Source organism: Streptococcus oralis, assembly GCF_965111685.1.
In the GTDB taxonomy this organism is placed as follows: Bacteria; Bacillota; Bacilli; order Lactobacillales; family Streptococcaceae; genus Streptococcus; species Streptococcus oralis_B.
In genome coordinates this window covers 1,000,193-1,025,002 of sequence record NZ_OZ217340.1, presented here as the reverse complement: position 1 = coordinate 1,025,002, position 24,810 = coordinate 1,000,193, and the positions used below count along the sequence as shown (strand labels likewise).

Here is a 24,810-nt window from a genome sequence, read left to right as displayed (position 1 = left end):
ATGTTATTAATCAAAAACGGTCGTGTAATGGATCCCAAGTCTGGTCTGGATCAAGTCTGTGATGTTTTGGTCCAAGATGGGAAAATTGTCAAAATTGCGTCTGAAATCAAGAAAGAAGGAGCAGAGGTGCTTGATGCTACAGGTCTTGTGGTTGCACCTGGACTAGTGGATATTCATGTCCATTTCCGTGAACCTGGTCAGACCCACAAGGAAGATATCCATACTGGTGCCCTAGCAGCTGCTGCAGGTGGTTTTACAACGGTTGTCATGATGGCTAATACCAATCCAACCATCTCAGACGTAGAGACTTTGCAAGAAGTTCTCCAGTCTGCTGCCAAGGAAAAGATTAACGTCAAAACGGTTGCAACTATTACCAAGAACTTTAATGGTAAAGACTTGACTGACTTTAAGGCGCTTTTAGAAGCAGGTGCCGTTGGTTTCTCAGATGACGGTATTCCACTTGAGAGCAGCATAGTTCTCAAAGAAGCCTTGGAAACTGCTAAAAAACTTGGTACCTTTGTTTGTCTACACGAGGAAGATCCCGGCTTGAACGGTATTCTTGGGTTTAACGAAAACATCGCTAAAGAACATTTTCATATCTGTGGAGCGACTGGGGTGGCTGAGTACGCTATGATTGCGCGTGATGTTATGATTGCCTATGCAACCAAGGCCCATGTTCACATCCAGCATTTGTCTAAGGAAGAAAGTGTCAAGGTAGTGGAATTCGCTCAAAGTTTGGGTGCGCAAGTCACAGCAGAAGTAGCTCCCCAGCATTTCTCTAAGACAGAAGCACTTCTCTTGACACAAGGTAGCAATGCCAAAATGAATCCTCCGCTTCGTTTGGAGTCAGATCGTCGTGCAGTGATTGAAGGTCTTAAGTCGGGAGTCATCTCCGTAATCGCGACAGACCACGCGCCTCACCATGCAGACGAGAAGAATGTCGAGGATATCACTAAAGCACCATCTGGTATGACAGGCTTGGAAACATCACTTTCTCTCGGTTTGACTTATTTGGTCGAAGCTGGTGAGCTAAGCTTGATGGAATTGCTAGAAAAAATGACTGTTAATCCAGCCCAACTTTACAACTTTGAAGCTGGTTACTTGGCTGAGAATGGTCCAGCGGATGTCACTATCTTTGATGCTAAGGCTGACCGCCTTGTGGACTCCTATTTTGCTTCAAAAGCTGCAAACTCACCATTTATCGGTGAAACTTTAAAAGGGCAGGTTAAATATACCATCTGTAAGGGACAAATCGTTTACAAAAACTAGATGGGATTCTGCTCTATAAACTATAAGAACAGAGAGCGTATATGTATCGAACCCATCAATTTAAAGATAAGTTTATTTTATTTCTTAAGATATTTTTTCCTATCCTGATTTATCAGTTTGCCAATTATTCTGCCTCTTTTGTTGATACAACCATGACTGGGCAGTACAATACCATGGACTTGGCTGGTGTATCAACTGCAACGAGTCTATGGAATCCTTTCTTCACTTTTTTAACAGGGATTGTTTCGGCCATGGTTCCCATTATAGGCCATCATCTAGGACGGGGCAAAAAGGAAGAAGTAGCATCTGATTTTTACCAATTTATCTACTTGGCTTTCGGACTATCTTTGGTCTTGCTTGGAATGGTAGTATTCTTAGCGCCACCTGTCTTAAATCATATCGGACTAGAAGCTCAAGTGGCGGCAGTTGCAGTTTCTTATCTTTGGTACCTGTCTATCGGGATTATTCCCTTGTTGCTTTTTAGTGTCATTCGGTCATTGTTAGATTCTCTTGGTTTGACCAAACTATCTATGTATCTCATGCTCCTATTACTTCCGCTCAATAGTGGTTTTAACTATCTTTTGATTTATGGAGCCCTTGGTTTCCCTGAGCTTGGTGGCGCAGGAGCAGGGCTAGGAACTTCGCTAGCCTATTGGGTTTTATTGGGCATTTCCCTGCTTGTTTTGTTCAAACAAGAAAGGTTAAAAGCGCTACATCTTGAAAAACGGATTCCACTCAATATAGATAAAATCAAGGAGGGTGTTCGATTAGGTCTACCAATCGGAGGAACCGTATTTGCGGAAGTGGCCATTTTCTCCGTTGTGGGACTAATCATGGCTAAGTTTTCATCGCTCATCATCGCTAGTCACCAGTCAGCTATGAATTTTTCAAGCCTCATGTACGCCTTTCCCATGAGTATTTCCTCTTCTATGGCGATTGTTGTGTCTTACGAGGTTGGGGCTAAACGTTTTGAGGATGCAAAAATCTACGCTCGTCTGGGGAGAGTAACTGCCCTTATTTTTGCAGGTCTTACCCTGTCCTTTCTCTACATTTTTAGAGATCGTGTAGCAAGTCTATATGGAAATGACCCTCAGTTCATTGAAACAACTGCTGTATTTCTAACCTACAGTCTCTTTTTCCAGTTAGCTGATACCTTTGCGGCTCCGCTCCAAGGAATTTTAAGAGGGTATAAGGACACTATCGTTCCTTTCTATCTTGGTCTAATCGGATATTGGGGAGTAGCGATACCTCTAGGATATCTACTAGATCAAGCAACTGACTTAGGGGCATTTGCCTACTGGATTGGGTTGATTGCCAGCTTGATCGTTTCTGGTTGTTTGTATCAATGGCGTTTGAAATCCATAATGAAAAGATTGAGCTATTTTTAGAAAATATCCTGAAAAATAACTTTGTGAAAAAATGCTCTAACTAGAGAGAATCCCTGTTTTAACAGGGATTTATTTTTTTATATTGTGAAATTTTATTAACTATAAACTTTGACAGTGTATACTAAAAAAGGTAAAATAGTAAGGTAAGAACAATGTTAGAAAGGCAAGATTATGTCAACTTTAGATAAAAATCTTTTGCTAGAGATGTTCCGTAAGATGGAAGAAATCCGTCGCATGGACTTAAAAATTGCTCAGTTAGTGAAAAAGGGGAAAGTTCCCGGTATGACTCACTTTTCTGTTGGAGAGGAAGCTGCTAACGTTGGAGCGATGTTGGCTCTCAACCCAGATGACCTGATTACTTCCAACCACCGTGGTCATGGACAGGCTATTGCTAAGGGGATTGACCTTAACGGAATGATGGCTGAAATCCTTGGAAAATACACTGGAACCTGTAAAGGAAAAGGTGGTTCCATGCACATTGCTGACCTTGATGCTGGTAACCTCGGTGCCAATGGTATCGTAGGTGGTGGTATGGGAATCGCTGTTGGTGCAGCCCTCAGTCAGCAAATGCAGAACACTGGTAAAATCGTTGTCTGCTTCTTTGGTGATGGAGCGACGAATGAAGGTGTATTCCACGAAGCTGTTAATATAGCTTCAATTTGGAATCTTCCAGTAATTTTCTACTGTATCAATAACGGTTATGGGATCTCTGCGGATATAAAGAAAATGACCAATGTAGAGCATATCCATCAACGTAGCGCTGCTTATGGAATTCCTGGAATGTTTATCGAAGACGGAAACAATGTAATTGATGTTTATGAAGGATTTAAGAAAGCTGTAGACCATGTTCGTGGTGGCAATGGACCAGTCTTGATTGAAAGTGTAACTTATCGCTGGCTTGGTCACTCATCATCTGACCCTGGTAAGTATCGTACGCGTGAAGAAGTGGAATTGTGGAAACAAAAAGACCCAATTGAAAAACTCCGCAATTACCTTATTGAAAATAACATTGCTAGCGCTGAAGAATTGGAAGAAATCCAAACACAAGTGAAAGTAGCAGTAGAAGCTTCTGTTAAATTTGCTGAAGAAAGTCCATTCCCACCACTAGAATCCGCATTTGAAGATATTTACGCAGACTAAGGAGAAAGAGATAAAATGGAAACAAAAACAATGTCCTTCCGTGACACCATTATCCTTGCTATGTCTGAGGAAATGCGTCGCGATGAAAATGTATTCTTGATGGGAGAAGACGTCGGTGTCTTCGGAGGAGACTTCGGAACTTCTGTCGGAATGCTCGAAGAATTTGGTCCAGAACGTATCCGTGACTGTCCGATTTCTGAAGCTGCCATCTCTGGAGCAGCAGCAGGAGCGGCTATGACAGGACTTCGCCCAATCGTTGATATGACCTTTATGGATTTCTCGGTCATTGCCATGGATAATATCGTTAACCAAGCTGCTAAAACACGTTATATGTTTGGTGGTAAAGGTCAGGTTCCAATGACTGTCCGTTGTGCTGCTGGTAACGGAGTTGGTTCTGCTGCCCAGCACTCGCAATCCCTAGAGTCTTGGTTCACTCACATTCCTGGACTTAAGGTTGTAGCACCAGGTACACCTGCTGACATGAAAGGACTTCTCAAGTCTTCTATCCGTGATAACAACCCTGTTATCATCCTTGAGTACAAGTCAGAATTTAACCAAAAAGGGGAAGTGCCAGTTGATCCAGACTATACAATCCCACTTGGAGTTGGGGAAATCAAACGCCAAGGTACAGATGTAACAGTTGTTACTTACGGAAAAATGCTTCGCCGTGTGATTCAAGCTGCTGAAGAATTGTCAGAAGAAGGAATTTCGGTTGAAATTGTTGACCCACGTACCCTTGTACCGCTTGATAAGGATATCATCATTAACTCAGTTAAGAAGACTGGTAAGGTCGTTCTGGTCAACGACGCCCACAAAACAAGTGGCTATATCGGAGAGATTTCAGCAATTATTTCAGAATCAGAAGCATTTGACTATCTAGATGCACCAATCCGCCGTTGCGCAGGAGAAGATGTGCCAATGCCTTACGCACAAAACCTAGAAAATGCAATGATTCCAACAGTTGAAAGCATCAAAGATGCCATCCGAAAAACTTATAACAAAGAATAATCTTGCATAAATAAAATTATGTAAAATTTTAGAGATTTTTAACTTTAATAACTTAAGATATGTTTTGTATCTAACTTATTTGTAAAGTTACGACAGTTTTTTGACGAATCGATAATATTCGACGAATGAATTAGTAAGTCTACTAGGTTGGTCGCCTAATAGCGACAACCGTAGTAACTTGAGACACGTTCCGTGTCCAAGTTACTTGTAGAGTTGTAATTGAATTCGGACGGAGGTCTGCGAAAAAAAATAGATTTTCTTGTGTTCATCGAACACATCGTCAATCTCCTATTTTTTCATTGCCCTCTGCGTCCTTAATATCTTATATTTGAACACGGGCTAAAAGCTCGGAAAAAAGATAAATCTCCTTGACTTCATCGAAGCCTGCGTAGATTTCCTATTTTTCAGTCGCTTTTTACGCCTTTAGTATCATAATTAGAATTGGAGAGGTCATGGCTGATGACAAGCTAAGAGCGACTCCTGCGGCTAGAAAGTTAGCGGATGATCTAGGGATCAACCTCTATGATGTTTCTGGCTCAGGTGCAAACGGTCGTGTCCACAAAGAAGACGTGGAAACTTATAAAGACACAAACGTGGTTCGCATTTCGCCACTTGCAAAACGAATTGCCCTCGAACATAACATTGCTTGGCAGGAAATCCAAGGAACTGGTCATCGTGGTAAGATCATGAAGAAGGACGTTTTGGCCTTGCTTCCTGAAAATATCGAAAACGACACCATCAAGTCTCCTGCTCAAATCGAAAAAGTGGAAGAAGTTCCAGATACTATCACTCCTTATGGTGAGATTGAGCGTATTCCAATGACACCAATGCGTAAGGTTATTGCCCAACGTATGGTTGAATCTTACTTAACTGCGCCAACTTTCACACTCAACTATGAAGTTGATATGACTGAAATGCTAACTCTTCGTAAGAAGGTTCTTGATCCAATCATGGAAGCAACTGGTAAGAAGACTACTGTTACAGACCTTCTTTCCCTCGCTGTTGTGAAGACCTTAATGAAGCACCCATACATCAACGCTTCATTGACAGAAGATGGCAAGACCATTATCACTCATAACTATGTCAACCTTGCTATGGCAGTTGGAATGGATAATGGATTGATGACACCTGTTGTCTATAATGCTGAAAAAATGAGCCTGTCAGAGTTGGTTGTAGCCTTCAAGGATGTCATTGGTCGTACCTTGGATGGTAAATTAGCTCCAAGTGAGTTGCAAAACTCAACCTTCACAATTAGTAACTTGGGAATGTTTGGCGTTCAGTCCTTTGGTCCGATCATCAACCAACCAAACTCAGCTATTCTGGGTGTAAGTTCGACAATCGAGAAACCAGTTGTTGTCAATGGTGAGATTGTCATTCGCCCTATCATGAGCCTAGGATTAACCATTGACCACCGTGTCGTAGATGGTATGGCTGGTGCTAAGTTTATGAAAGACTTGAAAGCCTTGATTGAGAATCCGATCTCAATGCTTGTTTAAGTCAGCTATTGTTATTTTAGAGATTTAGAAGGAAGTAAGACATGGCCTTAGAAGTAATTATGCCAAAAGCCGGCGTGGATATGACAGAAGGACAAATCGTCCAATGGAATAAAAAAGTCGGTGAATTTGTAAAAGAAGGAGAAATCCTTTTGGAAATCATGACTGACAAAGTCAGCATGGAATTGGAAGCCGAAGAAGATGGATACTTGATTGCCATCCTTAAAGGAGATGGGGAAACTGTTCCAGTAACTGAAGTTATCGGTTACCTTGGCGAAGAAGGGGAAAACATCCCAACTGCTGGAGCAGTTGCGCCAGAATCAAAACCTGCACCTGCAGCTAGTGCCTCAAACGACGATGGTAAGAGCGATGATGCCTTTGATATCGTTGTGATTGGTGGAGGTCCTGCTGGTTATGTGGCGGCGATTAAAGCTGCTCAACTTGGTGGTAAGATTGCCCTTGTTGAAAAATCAGAACTCGGTGGAACCTGCTTGAACCGTGGCTGTATTCCAACGAAGACCTACCTTCACAACGCTGAAATCATCGAAAATATCGGTCATGCAGCAAGCCGTGGTATCGTCATAGAAAATCCAAACTTCACTGTTGATATGGACAAACTTTTAGAAACTAAATCTAAAGTTGTCAATACCTTGGTAGGTGGAGTTGCAGGTCTTCTTCGTAGCTACGGAGTTACTGTTCATAAAGGAATTGGTACCATCACTAAAGACAAGAATGTCTTAGTTAATGGTTCAGAATTGCTTGAAACTAAGAAAATCATCCTTGCTGGTGGTTCAAAAGTCAGCAAGATCAACGTTCCTGGTATGGAATCTTCGCTCGTGATGACAAGTGACGACATTCTTGAAATGAACGAAGTTCCAGAAAGCCTTGTTATCATCGGTGGTGGAGTTGTCGGTATCGAACTCGGTCAAGCCTTCATGACATTTGGCTCAAAAGTAACTGTTATCGAAATGATGGACCGTATCGTTCCAGCTATGGATGCGGAAGTTTCTAAGAATCTTCGCTTGATCCTTGAGCGTAAAGGAATGACCATTTTGACAGGCACAAAGCTGCAAGAAATCATCGAGGAAAATGGTCAACTTCGTATCAAGGTTGAAGGAAAAGACGATATCATCGCAAGCAAAGCTCTTCTTTCAATTGGCCGTGTGCCAGACCTTGAAGGTATTGGCGATGTTGAGTTTGAATTGGATCGTGGTCGCATCAAGGTCAACGAATACATGGAAACTTCTGTTCCAGGTATCTATGCACCAGGTGATATCAATGGTACCAAGATGTTGGCTCACGCAGCCTTCCGTATGGGTGAAGTTGCCGCTGAAAATGCGCTTAAAGGAAATCACGTCGTAGCAAAACTCAACTTGACCCCTGCAGCCATTTACACTCTTCCAGAAGTAGCAGCAGTAGGTTTAACAGAAGAGCAGGCTCGTGAGAAATACGATGTTGCTATCGGTAAATTCAACTTTGCGGCTAACGGACGTGCCATTGCTTCTGATGCAGCTCAAGGTTTCGTAAAAGTCATTGCAGGTAAGAAATACGGAGAAATCCTTGGTGTTCATATCATCGGTCCTGCAGCTGCAGAATTGATCAACGAGGCATCAAGCATTATCGAAATGGAAATCACTGTTGAAGAAATGCTGAAGACCATCCACGGGCACCCAACATACTCTGAAGTGATGTACGAAGCATTTGCGGATGTTTTAGGAATGGCTATCCATTCACCTAAGAAAAAATAAATAAGATTTTCAACTAAATTTTCTTAAAGTAGTACGGACGGCAGCGACCTCTATTAGAGTTCCATGCCTAAAAATTGAGCCTCTTGTCTCAATTTTTCCGAGAAATGTAACGATAACACGTTACATTTCTTTTTACCACTTTAGAAAATTGAATTGCTATGAACAGAATTTAAAAATTAAATTTTTGGAAATACTATGAAATACATTATCAATCATTCAAACGACACTGCTTTTAATATCGCCTTGGAAGAATATGCCTTTAAACACCTTTTAGATGAGGATCAAATCTTCCTACTATGGATTAACAAACCTTCTATCATTGTTGGTCGTCACCAGAATACTATCGAAGAAATCAACCGTGACTATGTTCGAGAAAATGGTATTGAGGTAGTCCGCCGTATCAGTGGTGGCGGTGCTGTTTATCACGATTTAAACAACCTCAACTACACCATCATTTCAAAAGAAGATGAAAACAAGGCCTTTGACTTCAAGAGCTTCTCAACTCCAGTTATCAATACCTTGTCTCAACTTGGTGTTAAAGCTGAATTTACAGGCCGTAATGACCTTGAGATTGACGGTAAGAAATTCTGTGGAAATGCCCAAGCCTATATCAATGGTCGTATCATGCACCATGGTTGCTTGCTCTTTGACGTTGATTTGTCGGTCTTAGCAAACGCCCTCAAGGTTTCAAAAGACAAATTTGAATCAAAAGGTGTGAAATCCGTCCGTGCTCGTGTAACCAATATTGTCAATGAATTACCAGAAAAAATAACAGTTGAGGAATTCCGTGATTTGCTATTGGAATACATGAAAAAAGAGTACCCAGAGATGACTGAATACGTCTTTTCAGAAGAAGAATTGGCGGAAATCAATCGTATCAAGGATACCAAGTTTGGTACTTGGGACTGGAACTACGGTAAATCACCTGAATTTAACGTCCGTCGTGGAACAAAATTCACTAGTGGTAAGGTTGAAGTTTTTGCCAACGTCATTGAATCAAAAATCAAAGATATCAAGATTTATGGTGACTTCTTTGGTATCGAGGACGTTGCTGCAGTAGAAGAAGTCCTCCGTGGAGTGAAATACGAACGCGAAGATGTCCTCAAGGCCCTAGAAACTATTGATATTACACGCTATTTCGCTAGTATCAGCCGTGAAGAAATTGCTGAAGCGGTAGTGGGGTAAGGAAAAAGAATCCATTTATGATGGATTCTTTTATTTGGGTTAAACTTAATAATCATGCTGATTAGACTATAATAGTGATGAAAAATGAAAAGGAGTTATTCATTATGTTAGAAATTCCAGTAGAAAAACTTGATCTATTTGAACAGTTAGACCGCAATGTTGTTGCTTTTTATAGAAATACGGAAATTTCTCAAACTGAAAGTTTAAATATAAGCATCACACAAGAACATTATGATAAGAAATCTAAAGAGCTTCAGCCTTTAGGATACCAAGCTGTTCAAATATCTTTAGGAGTGGCTTTAGATAATGTAATCCAGCAAGCCTATTTCCAAAATCTTATAATTGGCGGACTTCTCCCCGATGAAATCAAAGTAAACAAAGAGGACTTAATGCCTTTGAAAGACATTGTTGATAGTTTTTGTATTATGTATGCTACAGCAAACAACAGACTTGAAAATAGTAAGGCTTATGAACTTATGAAAAATAAGACAGTGTTCTTTATTGGTAAACTGTTAACTGACGATCTTAAAAGTGGTGACGAAATTTCTTATATGGGAATCGAAAGAGAAACAGCTGATGGAACTTCTTATGAAGCAGTAAAATGTTTTCTAACTAAAGAGAGTGCTGAGCAGTACAATGATTCAAAAAAACCTGTAAGCCCAGCAAATCTAGCCTATCTGCAAGCCTTTTGGGGTAAACCAGTAATTATAGAGCCACACCGTAACTACTGGATTGAGTTTAAATAACAAAAAACGAAAAATAAAAGGAATTGATCTTTCTTTTTTTAGCGATAGTTAGTTTACATAATTTATAATATGTATCACTCATAAACTATCCAAAGCATTCTTTTGCTCATCGTTGACGATATGGGTATAGAGGTCAGTGACTTGTGTGCTAGCATGACCTAACTGATGGCTGACCAAAACTTGCGATTTAGTAGCATCATAGAGCCTAGTCGCCAGGGTATGGCGTAGTTTGTGGGGAGTTACACGGACTTTGAAATCCTCTGAGTACTTAGCAACCATTTTCTCAACACTAGAAGCATCGATACGATTGGGAGCACCACGATATAAGGTCAGAAATAATGCTGTATCTGTCTTTTCCGTCTTATAGCGTTGATTTCGAATGGCTAGATAATTTTCAAGATAAGGCTTAGCAAAGGCCGCGACATTGACAGAATCACGTTTGCCCCCTTTTCGAGTGACATCTATAACCATCATTTTGAGATTGAGGTCTCTTAGATCCAGATTAACAGCTTCAGATAAGCGGACACCAGATGCTAGGAGAAGAGCAATAATTGCCAAATCACGTTCTTTGTTCTTATTAAATGATGAGAGAGCGCGATTTGAGAGCTGTTGAGGGTACTCCTGGTCGATATAAGTTAGAAAGCCCTCTGTTTCATTCCCTAGAAAGAGTTTTTGTTTGATGTTTTCAGCTCTGGCAGCAAGTGTTTCTTTCTTTTTCTTGGTTGAAACTTTCTTCATTACATTACGATAGAAATAGGGCTCACCTTGGTCATTTTCGACTTCCTCTGTCAGATACTTGTAAAGACTGGAAAGTGCTGACAAAGTGCGATTGATTGTTGTCTGAGAGACACCTTGTTTGGTTGTATTAGCATTCAGCAAAGGTCGTTCACGCAGATATAGAATAAAGGACTCCATGTCTTTTTTAGACATATTTTCCAAGACTGATAAAGGAATGTCAGACATTTTATCAGCGTTTGAAATACCAGACTCCAAAACCCAGCTGAAAAATCGATCGTATTCCTTGAGGTATTCGTACAAGGTTGTAAAACTGTAGGGAACAGCAAGCTTAGATTGGTAGTATTCCAGAACATACCAGGGCATGATTTGTTTCAGTTTGTCAATTCGTTCCAGTAAAATCTCACGTTTCATGTATTTTCTCCATAAATAAGTCTACTAGTAGTATAGCATAGACTTACATATTTTTCAAGAAAATTATAGTTTTTCGGAAAGACCTTATAAGTGTTTACTGATTTTAGAAAAAACAAAGACCTGGTTCCACAATCATAAGAAACAGGTCTTTTGTGTGTATGTAATCCGGCAAAATGATAATAACTTATGCTTGTTTGTCAATTTCTCTATAGTATTTCAATTGCCATTTTTGTGTTGCTAGAGCTGTTTTATTTAAATTTGTGCACCAAGGAGGATAAAATCTCATAGACATTTTTCCTTTGCAATTTGTTGTTGAGAGAATTTTTTTATGAATAGCCACCTCTTTTGGAATAATAAATAGTCCCACCTTATCTTTATCGATGACAACGATAATCAGCTCAGTCCCAAGATCTTCATTGATATAAGGAACGTTCTTGTTATCTTGGTCTTTTTTCCAAAAAACTGTAAAATATCCTTCTTTTTTTGGGGTTCTTTTTGCCAAGCGGCATCTTTTATCCCCTTGCTCTTCCTTTATATTGATAAGAATACCTTCGTATTTTTCATTGTATTTTTCTTCAATGAAATCAAAATCACCATAAAAATTATATAAAACATCGAGTATTTTCATTATGATGTATGTCCTCCTTAGCAAATAACTTTTCCTAAGAATAATACGGTTTCCAACAAAATTAGCTACCGACTATACTCATCTTTTTTATGTATTACCATATAGCAGGATATCAAAATGACGAAAATTTTAATCAGGTAGGTTTCGTATCGATCAGTATCTATGGTTAGCTGAGACAAGACGTTAATGATCGAATGTGTCATAACGCAAATCCAAAGATTCTTTGTTTTGATATAAAGAGTTGATAGTATGAAAGAATTTGTCAGCAATCCAAATAAAAACGGTAGAATTTGCAGTGTTGCTAGGGAACCATCTATGTAAAAGAACAACAGATGCCAAATCGCCCAGCTGAAAAAGGTTAGGATTGTTGAGTGAAAATACGGTAGCTTCTCTTGTAAAATTGGTTGAAAGACATATCGCCATCCAATCTCTTCTATACCACCAAAGACAATAAATTTGAAGAACATTAAAAATGGGAGATACCAGCTAAATTCTATTATTTTCCCACCAAACATTAGAAACGAAAAATCAAGGATAATTAGGAAAAAAGATAATAAATAATGTTTATAATTAGTATGGATGTTAAAAAAATCTTTTACGATCTTCTTAAAATGAATATGAAAATAGTGATTTGCAACAATTATTCCCCAAAGAGCTGAAGAAATCCCACCAACAATGATTCCTAAAACAGTTAACAGATTGGACTGAATAGAGAAATGATTCAAGAAAAAGAAAAGAAGACAAACTGATACTATTTGGCTAAATGTGCCTAGCAAATATACCGCAATTGCCTTATTTCTTTTCATAGAGGATCCTTTCAAATTTATTTACGTAAAATAAATTATGTAAATAAAACTTACAACAACAAATCTTTGACTTTTCCAATTTCACTTTTTGGAATCACCAGGTGAATCATATCACCCAGATACATCCTGGTTGAGCCGTTAACTGTTTGGCTTTTGCCATTATGGACTTGGGTGGTGATGAGTACGTTATGTGGCAAGTTGAGCTCATGAACCTGTTTTCCAGCGATTTTATCTGATACAGGGATTTCAATTAGGGTAACTTCTCCTTCGTCTGTTGCTTCTTCTGGTAGCATTTTTTCAAGCATAGCCTCATAGACTGGAGCACCCTTGAGCAAATCCATGACGATGTAGGCAACTAAGGTCACTAAGCCAAGTGGCATGAGGTTGCGAATATCTCCAACCATCTCGGTTACGAGTATCATAGCAGTTAATGGAGCCTTGGAAATTGCTCCAAAGTAGCCACTCATTCCCAGAATGACAAATATAGGAAATTGTTCCTGACTGACAAATCCAAGGTTGACACAAATAACACCGACTAGGGCACCTAGTAAGGAACCAAGCGCCAAAATGGGTAGGAAAATTCCTCCTGGGAGGCCGCTTCCATAACTAATCATGCTCCAAATAAAGCGGATCAAAAAGTAAGCTAATAGAACCTGAAAACTAAAATCTTGCTCAGTCAAGGAAAGAACGACCTGATTTCCACCACCAAGAATTTGAGGTAAAAAAATTCCGATTGGTATGATGAGGATAAAGGCTAGGATTGGATAATAAGCTCTATCCAAATGGATTTTTTGACCAAGCCATTCATAAATTTGACCAACATTGAGTACAGCTTTCTCATATAGAAAACCAGAAAGCCCGAGAAAAACTCCCATAACCAGGTAAATCCAATACTGGTCTAGGGTCATGAGAGGAATGTTGTCTGGCATATCCAGTACGGGTGTTAGGCCAAATATGAGTAGTGAGACAAAGTTTGCTACGAGACTAGCTGCTAGTGTTGAGACCCAGAAAAAGCGGGAAAAATGGTGATAGACTTCTTCTACAACAAAGAGGAGACCTGCTATCGGTGCATTAAAAGCAGCGGCTAAGCCTGCAGCAGCTCCACTGGCAATCAGGGAACGTTCCTCTACTGGACTAGATTTTAGCCACTTGGCAATGCCTTTACCACCAACTGCTCCAAGTTGAATACTTGGCCCTTCTCTACCTAGCATAAGGCCACTTGCAATAGCAAGAATCCCTAAAATATATTTTTTCCAGAGGACACTCCACCAGTTGAGACTCATCAGTCCCTTCAGCTCGGCTTCGACTTGAGGAATTCCTGAACCCTTGATATCTTTTTCTGACCGAGTTAGTTTCGCACTAAGCCAGCAAACTATTAAATAAAATAGACCAATGATAAAAAGATTGCGCACTAGGTGCGCTTGATCTTGATAAAGTCCTTGTATCAGGTGGAATCCCTTTTCGATTAAGAAACGAAAGGATCCGACGATTAGCCCTACGACGAGACCAACAATGATTCCTCGTCCAACTTGGGATAATATGGTGCTTGAGGCAAAGGCAAATTCTTTCTTGGAACTAAGTGTTTCTGACTGTTCCTCCATAATCATTTCCTCTTACTTATCTTTCTTGGTTGAAACCAGTGTTTTGACTGGTTCAAAACTGGTTCGGTGAATTGGGGTGACACCTAGTTTTTCCAATTCTTCTAGATGTTTAGCTGTCCCGTATCCTGCATTAGCTGTAAAATCATATCCAGGATATTGATCATCATAGTCCTTCATCAATTCATCCCGTGTCACCTTGGCCACTATAGATGCAGCTGCAATCGAGAGAGAGTTTGCATCTCCTTTGATGATTGCTGTTTGAGAAATCGGCAACTCCAGTTTCATGGCATCTATCAAGAGGTGCTCGGGTTGGGGACTGAGCTGGGAGATTGCTTCTTTCATGGCCAGTTTGGTCGCTTCATAGATATTGACTTGATCAATGATCTGATTATCCATGATACCAATACCTATTGCCAAGGCTTGGTCTTGAACGGCTTCATAAATTTCCAGATGTTTCTTTTTGGGGATCTTTTTGCTATCGTTGAGACCTCTAATCTTACAATTTTTTGGCAAGATAACGGCTGCAGCAACCACAGGACCAGCCAAAGGACCACGGCCGACCTCGTCAACACCTGCTATTAAGGTCATTCCTTGTTTGTAAAGCTCTTTTTCATAGGAAAGCATAGATTCCAAACGAAGGTCTTCATCCAGTTCAGCCTGAATGGCTTTTTTACGCTTGTTGATTTCCTTTTGAACTCCAGAACGACTATCCTTTTCTAGTTCCAGAAAAAGGGGGTTGTCTAATTCTTTGACAGTAGCAAGAAGTTCCTTGATTTCTTTAATCGTCTTCATCGATGTCGTCCAATGTATCTAAGGTGTAGTTACCGAGTTTTCCATCACGGACTTCCTTAACGAAGAGGCTGTAAAAGCGGTCGTAGTCGTCTCGGAAACCAAGGGCACGGGTCATATCCATGATAATAACAGGTGCTTCTTCTTCTATCTTCATTTGTTTGAAGCGTTCAGCTAGCTTTTCTGGATAATGTTTTTTGAAATAATTGAGACCAAAAATGGTCACTTCATCCATAGGAAGCAACTGGTCTTTAATTGCTCCTGTTAGGGCAAGTTTCAAAGCGACGGTTTCGTCTTCGAACTTAGGCCAAAGAATCCCTGGTGTGTCTAGGATTTCAAGGTCTTTGTTGGTTTTGAGCCACTGTTGCCCCTTGGTAACACCTGGTTTATTGCCGACAACTGCAATCTTTTTCCCAGCCAAACGGTTCATGAGAGTTGACTTACCGGCATTTGGAATTCCGATAATCATGGTCCGCAAGGTTTCGATCTTGATACCGCGTTCTTTCTGGCGTGCAATCTTATCAGCCATGAGCTTTTTAGCAGCATCAGTAACAACTTTTACAGTAACTTGCTCTTTGGAGTTGATAGCCAGAGTTTGGATTCCTTGTGATTCAAAATACTGACGCCATTCTTTGGTCATTGCTGGATCAGCCAGATCTGCCTTATTCAAGATCAAAAGCTTTGGTTTATCACCCACAATCTTGGTTAACATAGGATTTTGACTAGATAAAGGTAGGCGAGCATCCACCAAAATCGTTACAAAATCAACAAACTTTAGATTCTCCTGAACTTGCCGCCGAGCTTTAGACATGTGGCCCGGAAACCATTGAATAGTAGCCATAAACATTTCCCCTTCCGACTAAAAAAAACGTAGTAAAAACGTTTTCTTTCTTACTACCTATTCTATCATAAATGAGGAACTTTTGCACATGCTTTGACCACAATAAATGATAAATAGTATTGGTCCGAAACATCCTTGATACCAGTAAGGATTTACTTGACTTTTTTTGTTTTCGGGTATATACTTAGTGTATACTAATTCGTGGAGGTAGAGCAATGAATACAGTAAAGACTCGAAAGGTGGGAAACTCTCTCACTGTGACCATTCCTAAAAATTTAGGTATGACAGAAGGTCAAGAAATGGTTGTCTACAAAGGGATTGACGGAGTCATTGTCTTAGCTCCAAAACTGAAAGATCCTTTTGATGGGATTACTGATTTGAGAATGACAAACGATTTTGAAGGGGTAGGGTCACTTGATAGCGAAATCTGACTATATTCCTGAAAAGCAGGATATCATTTGGCTGGACTTTGATCCATCAGTCGGTCGAGAAATCCAGAAACGGCGACCTGCCTTGGTCGTTTCTAGGAGAGAATATGCCTTGCAAACTGGTTTTGTAGCTGTCTGTCCTATCACTCACGGCCAACAACGGTTGGCAGAAAAAGGCTTGCTTGTTCCTGTCTCGTCGGATAAGGTAGATGGCGCTGTCAATCCATTTCAACTGTATACCTTTGATTTTCGGATGCGTAATGCTCAAAAAATAACAAGAATGGACACACAGTGTTTTCAGAAAGTCGTCCAACTTTACCAGTACATCTTTGGAGATACATAAATCCTACCATGCATAGACAAGGTAGGATTTTTTCTATATGAGCAATCTATCTAGAAACGGGTGAAGGCAATTTGTCAAAATCCCTCTAATCCAGCTTTCTTGTGCTGATGATAGATGTTCTGCTTGAAGGCATTCTTTTAGAAAATCGCGGACTTGTTCTGGTGAGATTTCAAACTCAAAAGTTTTCATCTTGTAGAAAAAGTCGATGAGATGCTCAGATAAGTAATCATCTGAAAAGGGTACTTCTCCACTTTTTTGATACTCTAATAAGAGTCGAGAAAATCTAGCTTTTTCATCAGGTAAATACCGAAAATAAGAATTAAGAAGCCAAGTCTGCTTCTGCTTTCGTTCAATAGGATCTTGATTTGCAATTCGCTGATCCTTTTCCAGCTCCTTCTGGTTTTGCTTAGCCTTGATAGCCCGTTCGTCTCTATTTTTTCCAAAGAGGATTTTCTCCCATTTTCGTTCTTCTTGGGTCAAGGTTTCTGTAAAACCAAAGTAATCTTGATAGGCTCGTTCTGCAGGTCCCATGGCAAGAATGAGGTTGTCAGCGTATTGCTTGGCGACTTTATCTCTTTTCTTGCGTTCTTTCTCCGCTTGAATCCGTAAATGCTGCTCGTAATCGATTTTCTCTTTACCTAGCTTGATAAGGTATAGTTGATCATCAGACTTTCCAAGTAGAAATGGTTTGATACATTTTTCAAGGACTTCTTCCAGACGCGCCTTCTTTTTGGGGTCTGCCTTGGTCCAACTTCCACCTTGAAAGACCTCTAGGAAGAGCTGATAGTCTCTCTCAGGCGCGAATTGATTGCCACGATTGGCTTTGAAAACACCTTTTTTCCAAAACCATTTTAGAAGTCGTTCGTCAAAGTCGCTTTTATTAACCTTGATTTTTTCCTTTTTCTTGACTTTTCTAGTCAGATTTTCAAGCTTTCTGAAAAGTTTTTCTTCCTCTTCCAGTTGCTGGTCTAAAGTCAGTCGATGAAAATGACGAACACAATCGCTACCAATCGGAAAGAGGTGTTGACCTGTAACACTGTTAAAGAGTTCGTAAGAGTATTTAATGGCATTTCCGCAGATACAATTACTACGGCTAATGCCATTAAAAATCAAGGAAACTTCATTCCATTCCTTGGTAGCTTGATCCCAAGTATCAGCTTTTGAAGCCTGTAAAACTGCGTCATGCAGGGATTTTCTAACTGGAAGTGGCATGAGGTTTCCTTTCTAGATTATACTTTTACAACTTTAACCTCGTCTTTGCCAAGTAAGATCAAGTATTTTTCAATATTTTTAATCGAATAGGCTCGTGATAAGGCTTCTCCGTAGAGCGCTAACTGCCCACGATAGCGTTCAATGAGTTGACTTGGCTCATCATAACGGTCAGTCTTATAGTCAAAAAGAACGATACGATCTTCGAAAATCAGATACCCGTCCAAGATTCCACGGACAACAAAGTCTTCTTGACTCTTTTGGTCTCGTTTGAGCATGGAGAAAGGTTGCTCTCGATAGAGATGATTTGTATTGGCGAGAATTTCTTGACCAAGTGCTGTATCAAAGAATGCTAGGATTTTAGAAAGATTAATCTTGTTTCTAGCAGCTGGACTAGCTTGAACTTGTTGCAGAGTTTCTTCCAGAGTGGCAAGTGTTGGTTGCTGACTAAGGTCAATTCTCTGCATGAGTTCGTGGGTTGCACTACCAATCTCAGCTCCAGTTACCTTTTCTTTAGTTGAAAAAACTGGTAAATCGAAGCTGATTTGCTTCTCTGGTGATTTGGTTTGGTTAGCAATTTGTACCCCTTCCATATCCATAACTGGTTCGTAGAATTTCTTGATTTGGCTAGGAGTTTGGACGCTAGGAAGTTCAATAGCCGCACGATGAAGAGTATTATAGACTTCTACTTCTTTTAGCATTTCAAGGGCTTCTTTGATGGTTTCTGACTGACGATTGTCTGCTTGAGAACTATCTTGTAGAGGACTCTTGTTTTCCAACTGGCCAATAGCTTCTCTAGTCAACTGGTCTTCACCAACGAAACGATAACTAAAGTTGAGATTGTCTCTAGCAAATACTTTACTAATCGCCCATATCCAGTCCTGGAAATTCTTGGCTTGAAGTCTGGTATTGCTATCTAGTTTTCCGTTTTCAGCTGTTAGATATTCCTTTGCTTCCAGCTTTTCACGAGAACCCTTACCGACAAGATAAAGTTTTCTCTCAGCTCGCGTCATGGCAACATACAGCAGACGCATCTGTTCAGAATAGCTAGCCAATTGCAGTTCTTTCTCATTCTGGGTATAGGTAAGGCTGGGAATAGAGAGTTTGATGGTTTTAGGATAGTGTGCTTCCACTGCTCCTGTTTCCACCTTGGCAATGTATTTGACACCAAGTCCATTTTGACGGCTGAGAATGACGTCTGACATCGAGTCTTGCTTGTTGAAGTCCTGATCCATATTGAGGATAAAGACGTAAGGGAACTCCAGCCCTTTGCTCTTGTGAATAGTCATGAGTTCCACGGCATCTTTAGGCGGTGCGACAGCTACGCTTGCGAGGTCATGCTGAGCTTCTAGGACTTGGTCAATCATACGGATAAAACGAGATAAGCCCTTAAAATTACTCTTTTCAAACTGGTCAGCGCGCAGAGCTAGGGCATAGAGATTAGCCTGTCTAGCAGGTCCGTTTGGCAAGGCTCCAACATAATCATAGTAAAAACGATCATTGTATATCTTCCAAATCAAGTCATAGAGGGAGTGGGTTTTGGCATACAAGCGCCAAGAATCCAAAATATCCATGAGCTGATTTAATTTTTCCGCTAGAGCTGTATGAATTAACTCTTTCTGGCTAGCTACTTGTTTTTGAGCATTGAGCAGTTTTTCATAGAGATTTTCTTGAATTTTATCTTCTGCTTTCTGAAGAGACAAGCGTGCCAACTCGTCCTCATCAAAGCTAAACATAGGAGACTTCATCAGAGCAACTAAAGCATAGTCTTGCAGAGGATTGTGGATGACACGAAGCGTATCCAACATGACTTGCACTTCTAGGGATTGGAGATAATTATTTTGCTCGCCGTCGGTTTTAACTGGAATTCCGTACTCAGACAAGGCGAGGAGAATCTGGTCGTTTCGACTACGACTGGAAGTCAAAAGGGCAATTTCCTTAAAGGCTACACCATTCTCTTGATGGAGCTTCAGGATTTCCTTGATGACTAAGCGCATTTCGCCTGTGAGCCTTGTTTCTAGTTGGCTCTCTTCCTCCTCTTGTCCACTGTCGTCCTTATCGTAGAGGAGAAATTCTGCCTTGTTGTCTGGATTGGGAGTTAGTTTGCTATTGGCAAAAACAAGCTGGTGCATGCTATCATAGTTGATTTCGCCGACCTCTTGGTCCATAAGGCGTCCAAAAACATCATTGGTTGCTGACAGAACTTCTGAACTACTACGGAAATTTTCCTTGAGGAGGATCAACTTGCCTTCATGAGGATTTTGCGCATAGCGTTGGAATTTTTCATTGAAAATCTGCGGATCTGCCTGACGGAATCGGTAGATGGACTGCTTGATATCTCCAACCATAAAGCGATTGTGACCATTCGACAGCAATTCCAACATTCGTTCTTGAATATGGTTGGTATCCTGATACTCATCGACCATGACTTCGTGGAATCGTTCCTGATAAGCCTTGCGGACTTGTGGGAAATTTTCTAGAATCTCGATGGTATAATGACTGATATCAGCAAATTCAAAGGCATTTTCCTGACGTTTACGTTCACGATAAGCTACCACAAAATCGCTCATAAAGGTTTGGAAGGTTTTAGCTAGATCCCAGGTGTCTCCATGATAACGCTCTTGATAGTCGAGAATCGTTTTCTGGTCTGCTAGTTGTCCAAGTTTTGCAAACTGGGATTTTCTCTCCTCATTATAGGCATCAGCCAGTGGCTTCAAATCAGCTTTACGACTAGAGTTAGCTAAAGCGCGACCATTTTTCTCCTTAGAGATGGCAACAACACGAGCAAGCACTGCTTGATAAGCCTGGTTATCGGACTCTTGATTTAAGGAGCCAATTTGATCCAGAACCTGTTGAACAGCTTCTAAATAGGCAGCTTTGGGAAACTCTTTAGCATCATTATCCAGATGATAACGGAAAAAGCTTTCCAAATCCCATAGCGCCTGTTTGATTTGTTCAGTAAGTTTGTCTTTTTCAATTACAAAGTCAGCTTCTTCAAACCCTTTGAGGAAAGAGTTACTCAACCATTTTTGTGGACTGCTGGTGGATTGAAGGAAATCATAAATTTTGTAGACTTGCTGGCGCAGACCTCTTTCATCCTTGCCACGCCCAGCAAAGTTCTTCACCAAACTACTAAATTTCTCTTTATTCTCACCTTGGTAATGGTCTTCAAAAACCTGATGAAAAACTTCGTTCTTTAAGAGTAACTGTTCACTTTCATTTTGCAGAATACGGAAGTTCGGTGCGATATCAATCAGATAGCCATGCTTGCCAAGGAATTTTTGCGTGAAGGAGTCCATGGTTCCGATGGCAGCGTTTGGCAGGTCTGCCAACTGGCGTCCCAAGTGTTGTTTGAGATCAACATCATCGGTTTCTTGGATTTGTTGGCCGATTTTTTTCTCCAAACGTTCCTTAAGCTCTGTAGCAGCCTTGACGGTAAAGGTCGAGATAAAGAGTTGAGAAATTTCGACACCACGCGCTAACTGATCCAGAATACGCTCTGCCATGACAAAGGTTTTCCCTGAACCAGCAGACGCTGAGACTAGGATATTTTGCCCAGCAGTATAAATAGCTTGGATTTGCTCGGCAGTTCTTTTCTGTTCCTTGCTTGAACTCGCTTCTGTTTCTTGTAATTTTTGAATTTCTTCCTCAGTTAAAAAGGAAATGGGCTTCATCGGTTCAACTCCTCTCTCATTTTTTCAAACCAAGCTTGCTTGAGTTTTTCTCCGACTAGGCGCTTGCCATCAGCTAAGTCTAACTTCTCTAGGAAACGAGCTTGACCCAAGTGGTAATTGGCTTCAAATCCTGTAATGGCTTGGTGTTGCTGAACGTACGGGGCAATACTTCTGCCATTCTCTGTGTATGGATTGATGGAAAAATGGCCTTCTAAAATCTTCTCTGCTGCTTTCTTATAAAGATGGGCATTGTAGTCCAATAAGAGCTGGAACTCCTCGTCTGTCAGCTGATTAGCCTTGTTTTTGTTGTAAAATTCGCCCAAGTGACTGCTTTCTTTCTCTAAAAAGAGTCCCTGGTATTTCATAGACTTGCTGGCTTCTGCTACTGCTCCTGCCAGACTTTTAACAGCCATCAGAGATTGGACAGATTCAGCCATTTCTAGGTACATAGCTCCGAAAAAGTTCTGCTCCCCTCCTCTTTTTAGGGCAGCAAGATAAGTTGGCAGTTGGGAATTAAGGCCATTAAAGAAATGAGGAAACTGGAACTGGGTCAAACTAGACTTGTAGTCTACCACTCCCAGCGCTCCATCAGCTTTCAGGCGATCGATCCGGTCCACCTTACCTCGCACATGGACACTGCGACCATTATCCAACTGAATAAAGCCCTGATCTTTGCCGCCAAATGTTGCTTCCTCTTGGATGGTTTCGATGGCTGGATTATGACGAAGGATATGACCAGTTGTCCGCGCGACATCAAGCAGAACTTCCTTGGTAAACTGAGCTTCCAAACTTTCTTGATAAATAGCTTCAAATTCCCGTTCTTGACTGGTTTCCTTAATAGCTTGTTCCAGACGGTGGTCAAACGGATTTTCTGCAGGCAGTTTTAAGGCACGTTCAAAAATACGATGTAAAAAATTTCCGTGACTGCGAGCATCTGGGCGCAGGCGCAATTCCTCCTGCAAGCCTAAAACATAACGGAGGAAATAACTGTATTCATTGCGATAAAACTCTGTCAAACCAGACGTAGACAGGTAAAACTCCTTGTCAGCAGGGTAGAGAGCCTGCAAGGTCTCTTTCTCTAATGGCTTGCTACTTGGGCTAGTTGGGAGTGCAGGATTTGTAAGACCTTTCTGATCAAGTTTTTTCCCCATGACACGAGCCAAAACCTTGACAAAAGTCAAATCTTGCTCCCTATCACTCTTCTCACTCTGCTGATGATAGGCAACTAGACTAGACAAGAGACTGTGATAAGAACCCATATCATCCTTAGACAGACCTTTTTGATGAATCTTCTTCTCTATCCGGCTAAATCCAAAACTCACCAGTTCCTGAAGATAGGCCGATTCCTTGCTCTCATTTTCATTAAGAAGACTTGGTGATGACAACACCAACTGCTTACGAGCGGAATTGACTAAAGAAAGCATGGTATAGCGATTTTTCTTGAGATTTTCGCTACTTGCAATCAGTAATTGCGCTCCCTCCTCAGTTGCTTGGTTTAGGCTTTGTCTTTCTTCGTCTGTCAAAAGACTGGTGTTTTGCGCAATTTTTGGTAAATGATCCTGAGTCAGCCCAATGGCATAGACAAAGTCAGCAGTCAGAGGAGCAATCAGATCATAACTCTGCACCAGAACGGTGTCAACAGTTGCTGGAATGGTACGATACTGGGATAAGCTCATTCCAGAATGGAGCAAGGCTAGGAAATCCTCTAGACTAACCTGTGTACCAGCGAAAACGGTCGCAAATTGTTCTAAAATATGGCAGAAAGCCTTCCAAACTTCGGCTTGTCTTTCCTGTTCTAGAGTTTCCATAGTAGCTGTCAATTCTTGCACCTGCTTGCTTAAAGCAGCATTTTTTAGAAAAGTATTCCACTTTTGCAAGAGATTTTCAGTCTTTTGCTTCCGACTGGCAAATAAGGTTTCAAGTGGCACCAAAACGCACAGACGAAGAGCATTTAAACGCTCTAAATCAAATTTTCCATGGTGGGATTTAGTAAAGGTCTGCTGAAAAGCTGGCAAGCCATTGATGCCAAGATAGCGGAGATATTGCTCAAAAGCATCAATATCCGCTTGGCTAAGGTCAGTATACAGACCAGTTCTGAGGAGATTAATCAAATCCTCCTGACGAAAACGGTAGCGTTTCAAACGCAAAATAGATTCGACATACTGAGTCAAAGGGTGGTGAGCCATGGATTCACTTCTACCAAGATAGAATGGTATCTGGTACTGGTCAAAAATGGTTTTCAACGATAGCTGGTAAGAAGCTACATCCCCTAAGAGAATACGGAAATTCTTGTAACTCAGATCTGGATTGTCATGTAATTTCTGACGAATAGCGCGAGCCACCAGCTCCAACTCCTCTTTTTGCGTCAAACAAGACCAGATTTGCAGGTTTTCACTGTCCTTCTCATCTACATCTAAAGCAAGTTCTGAAAAATCATAAGAAGACTCCAGCAAACGAGAGGCCTTGTCAAAACTATCCATTTTCTCATGTGTCTGAGAACGATCCTGAGCAGGTGTTTGGTATTTTGCCCCCAAATGATGAAGAAATTCCACACTGGCTTGGTAGAGATTCCCTTCAGTGAACGGACTGATATAGGCTTTCTTGCTTGCATAAGCACCAATGACAATCTCGACACCTTTGCGATGGAGTAGATCCACTACACGCTCTTCCTCGGCAGAAAAACGGGTAAAGCCGTCAATAACCAAGGCAATCTGACTAAAATCACTACTTACCTTGTCATTATCAATAGCCTCAATCAATTGAGACAACTGACTCTCCTGAGCCAACTGACCTTGATTGAGATAGGCTGTTACTTTCTCAAAAATCAAGAGTAAATCTGCTCGCTTGTCCTCATCACTCAAACTTTCTAAGTCTAAAAAGCTCATCTGAGCAGTCGTCATCTCATGATAAAGTTCAATCAGCTGCTGGATAAAATGAGGGTCCTGTTTAATCGCACCATAAACTCGTAACTCTTTGGAGTCCAGTTCCGCAAGACATTTATAAAAGGCCATCCCAAGACCGATGTCATCTAGACTCGTCTTAACTGGCAAATCATTTAAAACCAGGTAACGAGCCATTTGTGCGAAACGCGTGACGGTAATCGCAAAAGAAGCCTGCTGGGAAAAGCATTCCAGCACGGCGCGTTCTTTTTCAAAAGAAAGAGAGTTGGGTGCGATGTAGAAGACTCGCTTGCCATCAGCAACCAGCTCCTCCGCCTCTCTGGTCAAGATTTCTGTCAAAGAAGTCCGAATATCAGTATAAAGTAATTTCATCTCAGCCTCGTTTGGTTTATCAAAGTTTCTTACTCTATTATAGCAAAGTTCGCTTCACAGTCCAAATCCAAAATTCTAGTTGATAATCATTTA

Annotated in this window: 19 protein-coding genes; 10 read left to right on the top strand and 9 right to left on the bottom strand. The window is 40.8% G+C overall.

What is annotated here, in order from left to right:
* From ACLV7H_RS05375 to ACLV7H_RS05340, 8 genes are all read left to right on the top strand, one after another.
* Window positions 1-1,269: a dihydroorotase gene (locus tag ACLV7H_RS05375; protein WP_411866572.1), complete on the top strand. Its 1,269-nt coding sequence runs from the start codon at window positions 1-3 to the stop codon at window positions 1,267-1,269.
* A gap of 41 nt (window positions 1,270-1,310) precedes the next feature.
* A complete protein-coding gene (locus tag ACLV7H_RS05370; protein ID WP_045591330.1) occupies window positions 1,311-2,657 on the top strand; it encodes an MATE family efflux transporter in 1,347 nt (448 codons plus the stop codon).
* Window positions 2,658-2,828: 171 nt separating this feature from the next.
* A complete protein-coding gene (locus ACLV7H_RS05365; protein ID WP_411866571.1) occupies window positions 2,829-3,797 on the top strand; it encodes a thiamine pyrophosphate-dependent dehydrogenase E1 component subunit alpha in 969 nt (322 codons plus the stop codon).
* Between the two features lie 15 nt (window positions 3,798-3,812).
* Window positions 3,813-4,805 (top strand): alpha-ketoacid dehydrogenase subunit beta, encoded by a 993-nt coding sequence (locus ACLV7H_RS05360; protein ID WP_045591332.1) that lies wholly within the window; start codon window positions 3,813-3,815, stop codon window positions 4,803-4,805.
* A 452-nt stretch (window positions 4,806-5,257) separates the two neighbouring features.
* Complete coding sequence (locus ACLV7H_RS05355) at window positions 5,258-6,301, top strand: dihydrolipoamide acetyltransferase (RefSeq protein ID WP_045591334.1); 1,044 nt, start codon at window positions 5,258-5,260, stop codon at window positions 6,299-6,301.
* 41 nt (window positions 6,302-6,342) lie between these two features.
* Complete coding sequence (gene lpdA / locus ACLV7H_RS05350) at window positions 6,343-8,046, top strand: dihydrolipoyl dehydrogenase (RefSeq protein ID WP_045591335.1); 1,704 nt, start codon at window positions 6,343-6,345, stop codon at window positions 8,044-8,046.
* A 195-nt stretch (window positions 8,047-8,241) separates the two neighbouring features.
* Complete coding sequence (locus tag ACLV7H_RS05345; RefSeq protein WP_411866570.1) at window positions 8,242-9,231, top strand: lipoate--protein ligase; 990 nt, start codon at window positions 8,242-8,244, stop codon at window positions 9,229-9,231.
* 104 nt (window positions 9,232-9,335) lie between these two features.
* On the top strand, window positions 9,336-9,977 hold the full coding sequence (locus tag ACLV7H_RS05340; protein WP_045591338.1) for a hypothetical protein: 642 nt from the start codon (window positions 9,336-9,338) through the stop codon (window positions 9,975-9,977).
* A 78-nt stretch (window positions 9,978-10,055) separates the two neighbouring features.
* Here ACLV7H_RS05340 and xerS read toward each other — a convergent pair whose 3' ends face one another.
* From xerS to ylqF, 6 genes are all read right to left on the bottom strand, one after another.
* A complete protein-coding gene (xerS, locus tag ACLV7H_RS05335; protein WP_411866569.1) occupies window positions 10,056-11,126 on the bottom strand; it encodes a tyrosine recombinase XerS in 1,071 nt (356 codons plus the stop codon).
* Between the two features lie 184 nt (window positions 11,127-11,310).
* On the bottom strand, window positions 11,311-11,754 hold the full coding sequence (locus tag ACLV7H_RS05330; protein WP_411866568.1) for a MepB family protein: 444 nt from the start codon (window positions 11,752-11,754) through the stop codon (window positions 11,311-11,313).
* Window positions 11,755-11,819: 65 nt separating this feature from the next.
* Entirely contained in the window at window positions 11,820-12,560 is a 741-nt protein-coding gene (locus ACLV7H_RS05325) for a CPBP family intramembrane glutamic endopeptidase (RefSeq protein WP_045591341.1), read from the bottom strand.
* Window positions 12,561-12,610: 50 nt separating this feature from the next.
* Window positions 12,611-14,161 (bottom strand): ClC family H(+)/Cl(-) exchange transporter, encoded by a 1,551-nt coding sequence (locus ACLV7H_RS05320; RefSeq protein ID WP_045591343.1) that lies wholly within the window; start codon window positions 14,159-14,161, stop codon window positions 12,611-12,613.
* Between the two features lie 12 nt (window positions 14,162-14,173).
* Window positions 14,174-14,953 carry a ribonuclease HII gene (locus tag ACLV7H_RS05315; RefSeq protein ID WP_045591344.1) on the bottom strand — a complete coding sequence of 260 codons (780 nt, stop codon included), beginning with the start codon at window positions 14,951-14,953 and terminating at the stop codon, window positions 14,174-14,176.
* Window positions 14,940-15,791, bottom strand: a complete 852-nt coding sequence (gene ylqF, locus ACLV7H_RS05310; protein ID WP_045591345.1) for a ribosome biogenesis GTPase YlqF — start codon at window positions 15,789-15,791, stop codon at window positions 14,940-14,942. The genes ACLV7H_RS05315 and ylqF overlap by 14 nt, the downstream gene beginning before the upstream one ends.
* Window positions 15,792-16,006: 215 nt before the next feature.
* Between ylqF and mazE the strand changes: the two genes are divergently transcribed.
* Both mazE and ACLV7H_RS05300 read left to right on the top strand, forming a co-directional pair.
* Window positions 16,007-16,222 (top strand): type II toxin-antitoxin system PemI/MazE family antitoxin, encoded by a 216-nt coding sequence (gene mazE, locus ACLV7H_RS05305; protein ID WP_045591346.1) that lies wholly within the window; start codon window positions 16,007-16,009, stop codon window positions 16,220-16,222.
* Window positions 16,206-16,562, top strand: coding sequence for a type II toxin-antitoxin system PemK/MazF family toxin (locus ACLV7H_RS05300; RefSeq protein ID WP_000560798.1), 357 nt, complete (start codon window positions 16,206-16,208; stop codon window positions 16,560-16,562). Before mazE ends, ACLV7H_RS05300 begins: the two co-directional genes overlap by 17 nt.
* Before the next feature lie 33 nt (window positions 16,563-16,595).
* On the opposite strand, the gene ACLV7H_RS05295 is transcribed toward ACLV7H_RS05300, so the two are convergent.
* From ACLV7H_RS05295 to rexB, 3 genes are read right to left on the bottom strand one after another with little or no spacing between them, the layout of a single operon-like run.
* Window positions 16,596-17,774, bottom strand: coding sequence for a hypothetical protein (locus ACLV7H_RS05295; protein WP_411866567.1), 1,179 nt, complete (start codon window positions 17,772-17,774; stop codon window positions 16,596-16,598).
* 17 nt (window positions 17,775-17,791) lie between these two features.
* A complete protein-coding gene (addA, locus tag ACLV7H_RS05290) occupies window positions 17,792-21,445 on the bottom strand; it encodes a helicase-exonuclease AddAB subunit AddA (protein WP_411866566.1) in 3,654 nt (1,217 codons plus the stop codon).
* On the bottom strand, window positions 21,442-24,717 hold the full coding sequence (rexB, locus tag ACLV7H_RS05285; RefSeq protein ID WP_411866565.1) for an ATP-dependent nuclease subunit B: 3,276 nt from the start codon (window positions 24,715-24,717) through the stop codon (window positions 21,442-21,444). The genes addA and rexB overlap by 4 nt, the downstream gene beginning before the upstream one ends.
* Window positions 24,718-24,810 lie beyond the last annotated feature (93 nt).

What these genes read in the sequence shown, in the direction of transcription:
- ACLV7H_RS05375 (WP_411866572.1), top strand. Translation starts at nt 1, where the DNA reads ATGTTATTAATCAAAAACGGTCGTGTAATGGATCCCAAGTCTGGTCTG.
- ACLV7H_RS05370 (WP_045591330.1), top strand. Translation starts at nt 1,311, where the DNA reads ATGTATCGAACCCATCAATTTAAAGATAAGTTTATTTTATTTCTTAAG.
- ACLV7H_RS05365 (WP_411866571.1), top strand. Translation starts at nt 2,829, where the DNA reads ATGTCAACTTTAGATAAAAATCTTTTGCTAGAGATGTTCCGTAAGATG.
- ACLV7H_RS05360 (WP_045591332.1), top strand. Translation starts at nt 3,813, where the DNA reads ATGGAAACAAAAACAATGTCCTTCCGTGACACCATTATCCTTGCTATG.
- ACLV7H_RS05355 (WP_045591334.1), top strand. Translation starts at nt 5,258, where the DNA reads ATGGCTGATGACAAGCTAAGAGCGACTCCTGCGGCTAGAAAGTTAGCG.
- lpdA (WP_045591335.1), top strand. Translation starts at nt 6,343, where the DNA reads ATGGCCTTAGAAGTAATTATGCCAAAAGCCGGCGTGGATATGACAGAA.
- ACLV7H_RS05345 (WP_411866570.1), top strand. Translation starts at nt 8,242, where the DNA reads ATGAAATACATTATCAATCATTCAAACGACACTGCTTTTAATATCGCC.
- ACLV7H_RS05340 (WP_045591338.1), top strand. Translation starts at nt 9,336, where the DNA reads ATGTTAGAAATTCCAGTAGAAAAACTTGATCTATTTGAACAGTTAGAC.
- xerS (WP_411866569.1), bottom strand. Translation starts at nt 11,126, where the DNA reads ATGAAACGTGAGATTTTACTGGAACGAATTGACAAACTGAAACAAATC.
- ACLV7H_RS05330 (WP_411866568.1), bottom strand. Translation starts at nt 11,754, where the DNA reads ATGAAAATACTCGATGTTTTATATAATTTTTATGGTGATTTTGATTTC.
- ACLV7H_RS05325 (WP_045591341.1), bottom strand. Translation starts at nt 12,560, where the DNA reads ATGAAAAGAAATAAGGCAATTGCGGTATATTTGCTAGGCACATTTAGC.
- ACLV7H_RS05320 (WP_045591343.1), bottom strand. Translation starts at nt 14,161, where the DNA reads ATGGAGGAACAGTCAGAAACACTTAGTTCCAAGAAAGAATTTGCCTTT.
- ACLV7H_RS05315 (WP_045591344.1), bottom strand. Translation starts at nt 14,953, where the DNA reads ATGAAGACGATTAAAGAAATCAAGGAACTTCTTGCTACTGTCAAAGAA.
- ylqF (WP_045591345.1), bottom strand. Translation starts at nt 15,791, where the DNA reads ATGGCTACTATTCAATGGTTTCCGGGCCACATGTCTAAAGCTCGGCGG.
- mazE (WP_045591346.1), top strand. Translation starts at nt 16,007, where the DNA reads ATGAATACAGTAAAGACTCGAAAGGTGGGAAACTCTCTCACTGTGACC.
- ACLV7H_RS05295 (WP_411866567.1), bottom strand. Translation starts at nt 17,774, where the DNA reads ATGCCACTTCCAGTTAGAAAATCCCTGCATGACGCAGTTTTACAGGCT.
- addA (WP_411866566.1), bottom strand. Translation starts at nt 21,445, where the DNA reads ATGAAGCCCATTTCCTTTTTAACTGAGGAAGAAATTCAAAAATTACAA.
- rexB (WP_411866565.1), bottom strand. Translation starts at nt 24,717, where the DNA reads ATGAAATTACTTTATACTGATATTCGGACTTCTTTGACAGAAATCTTG.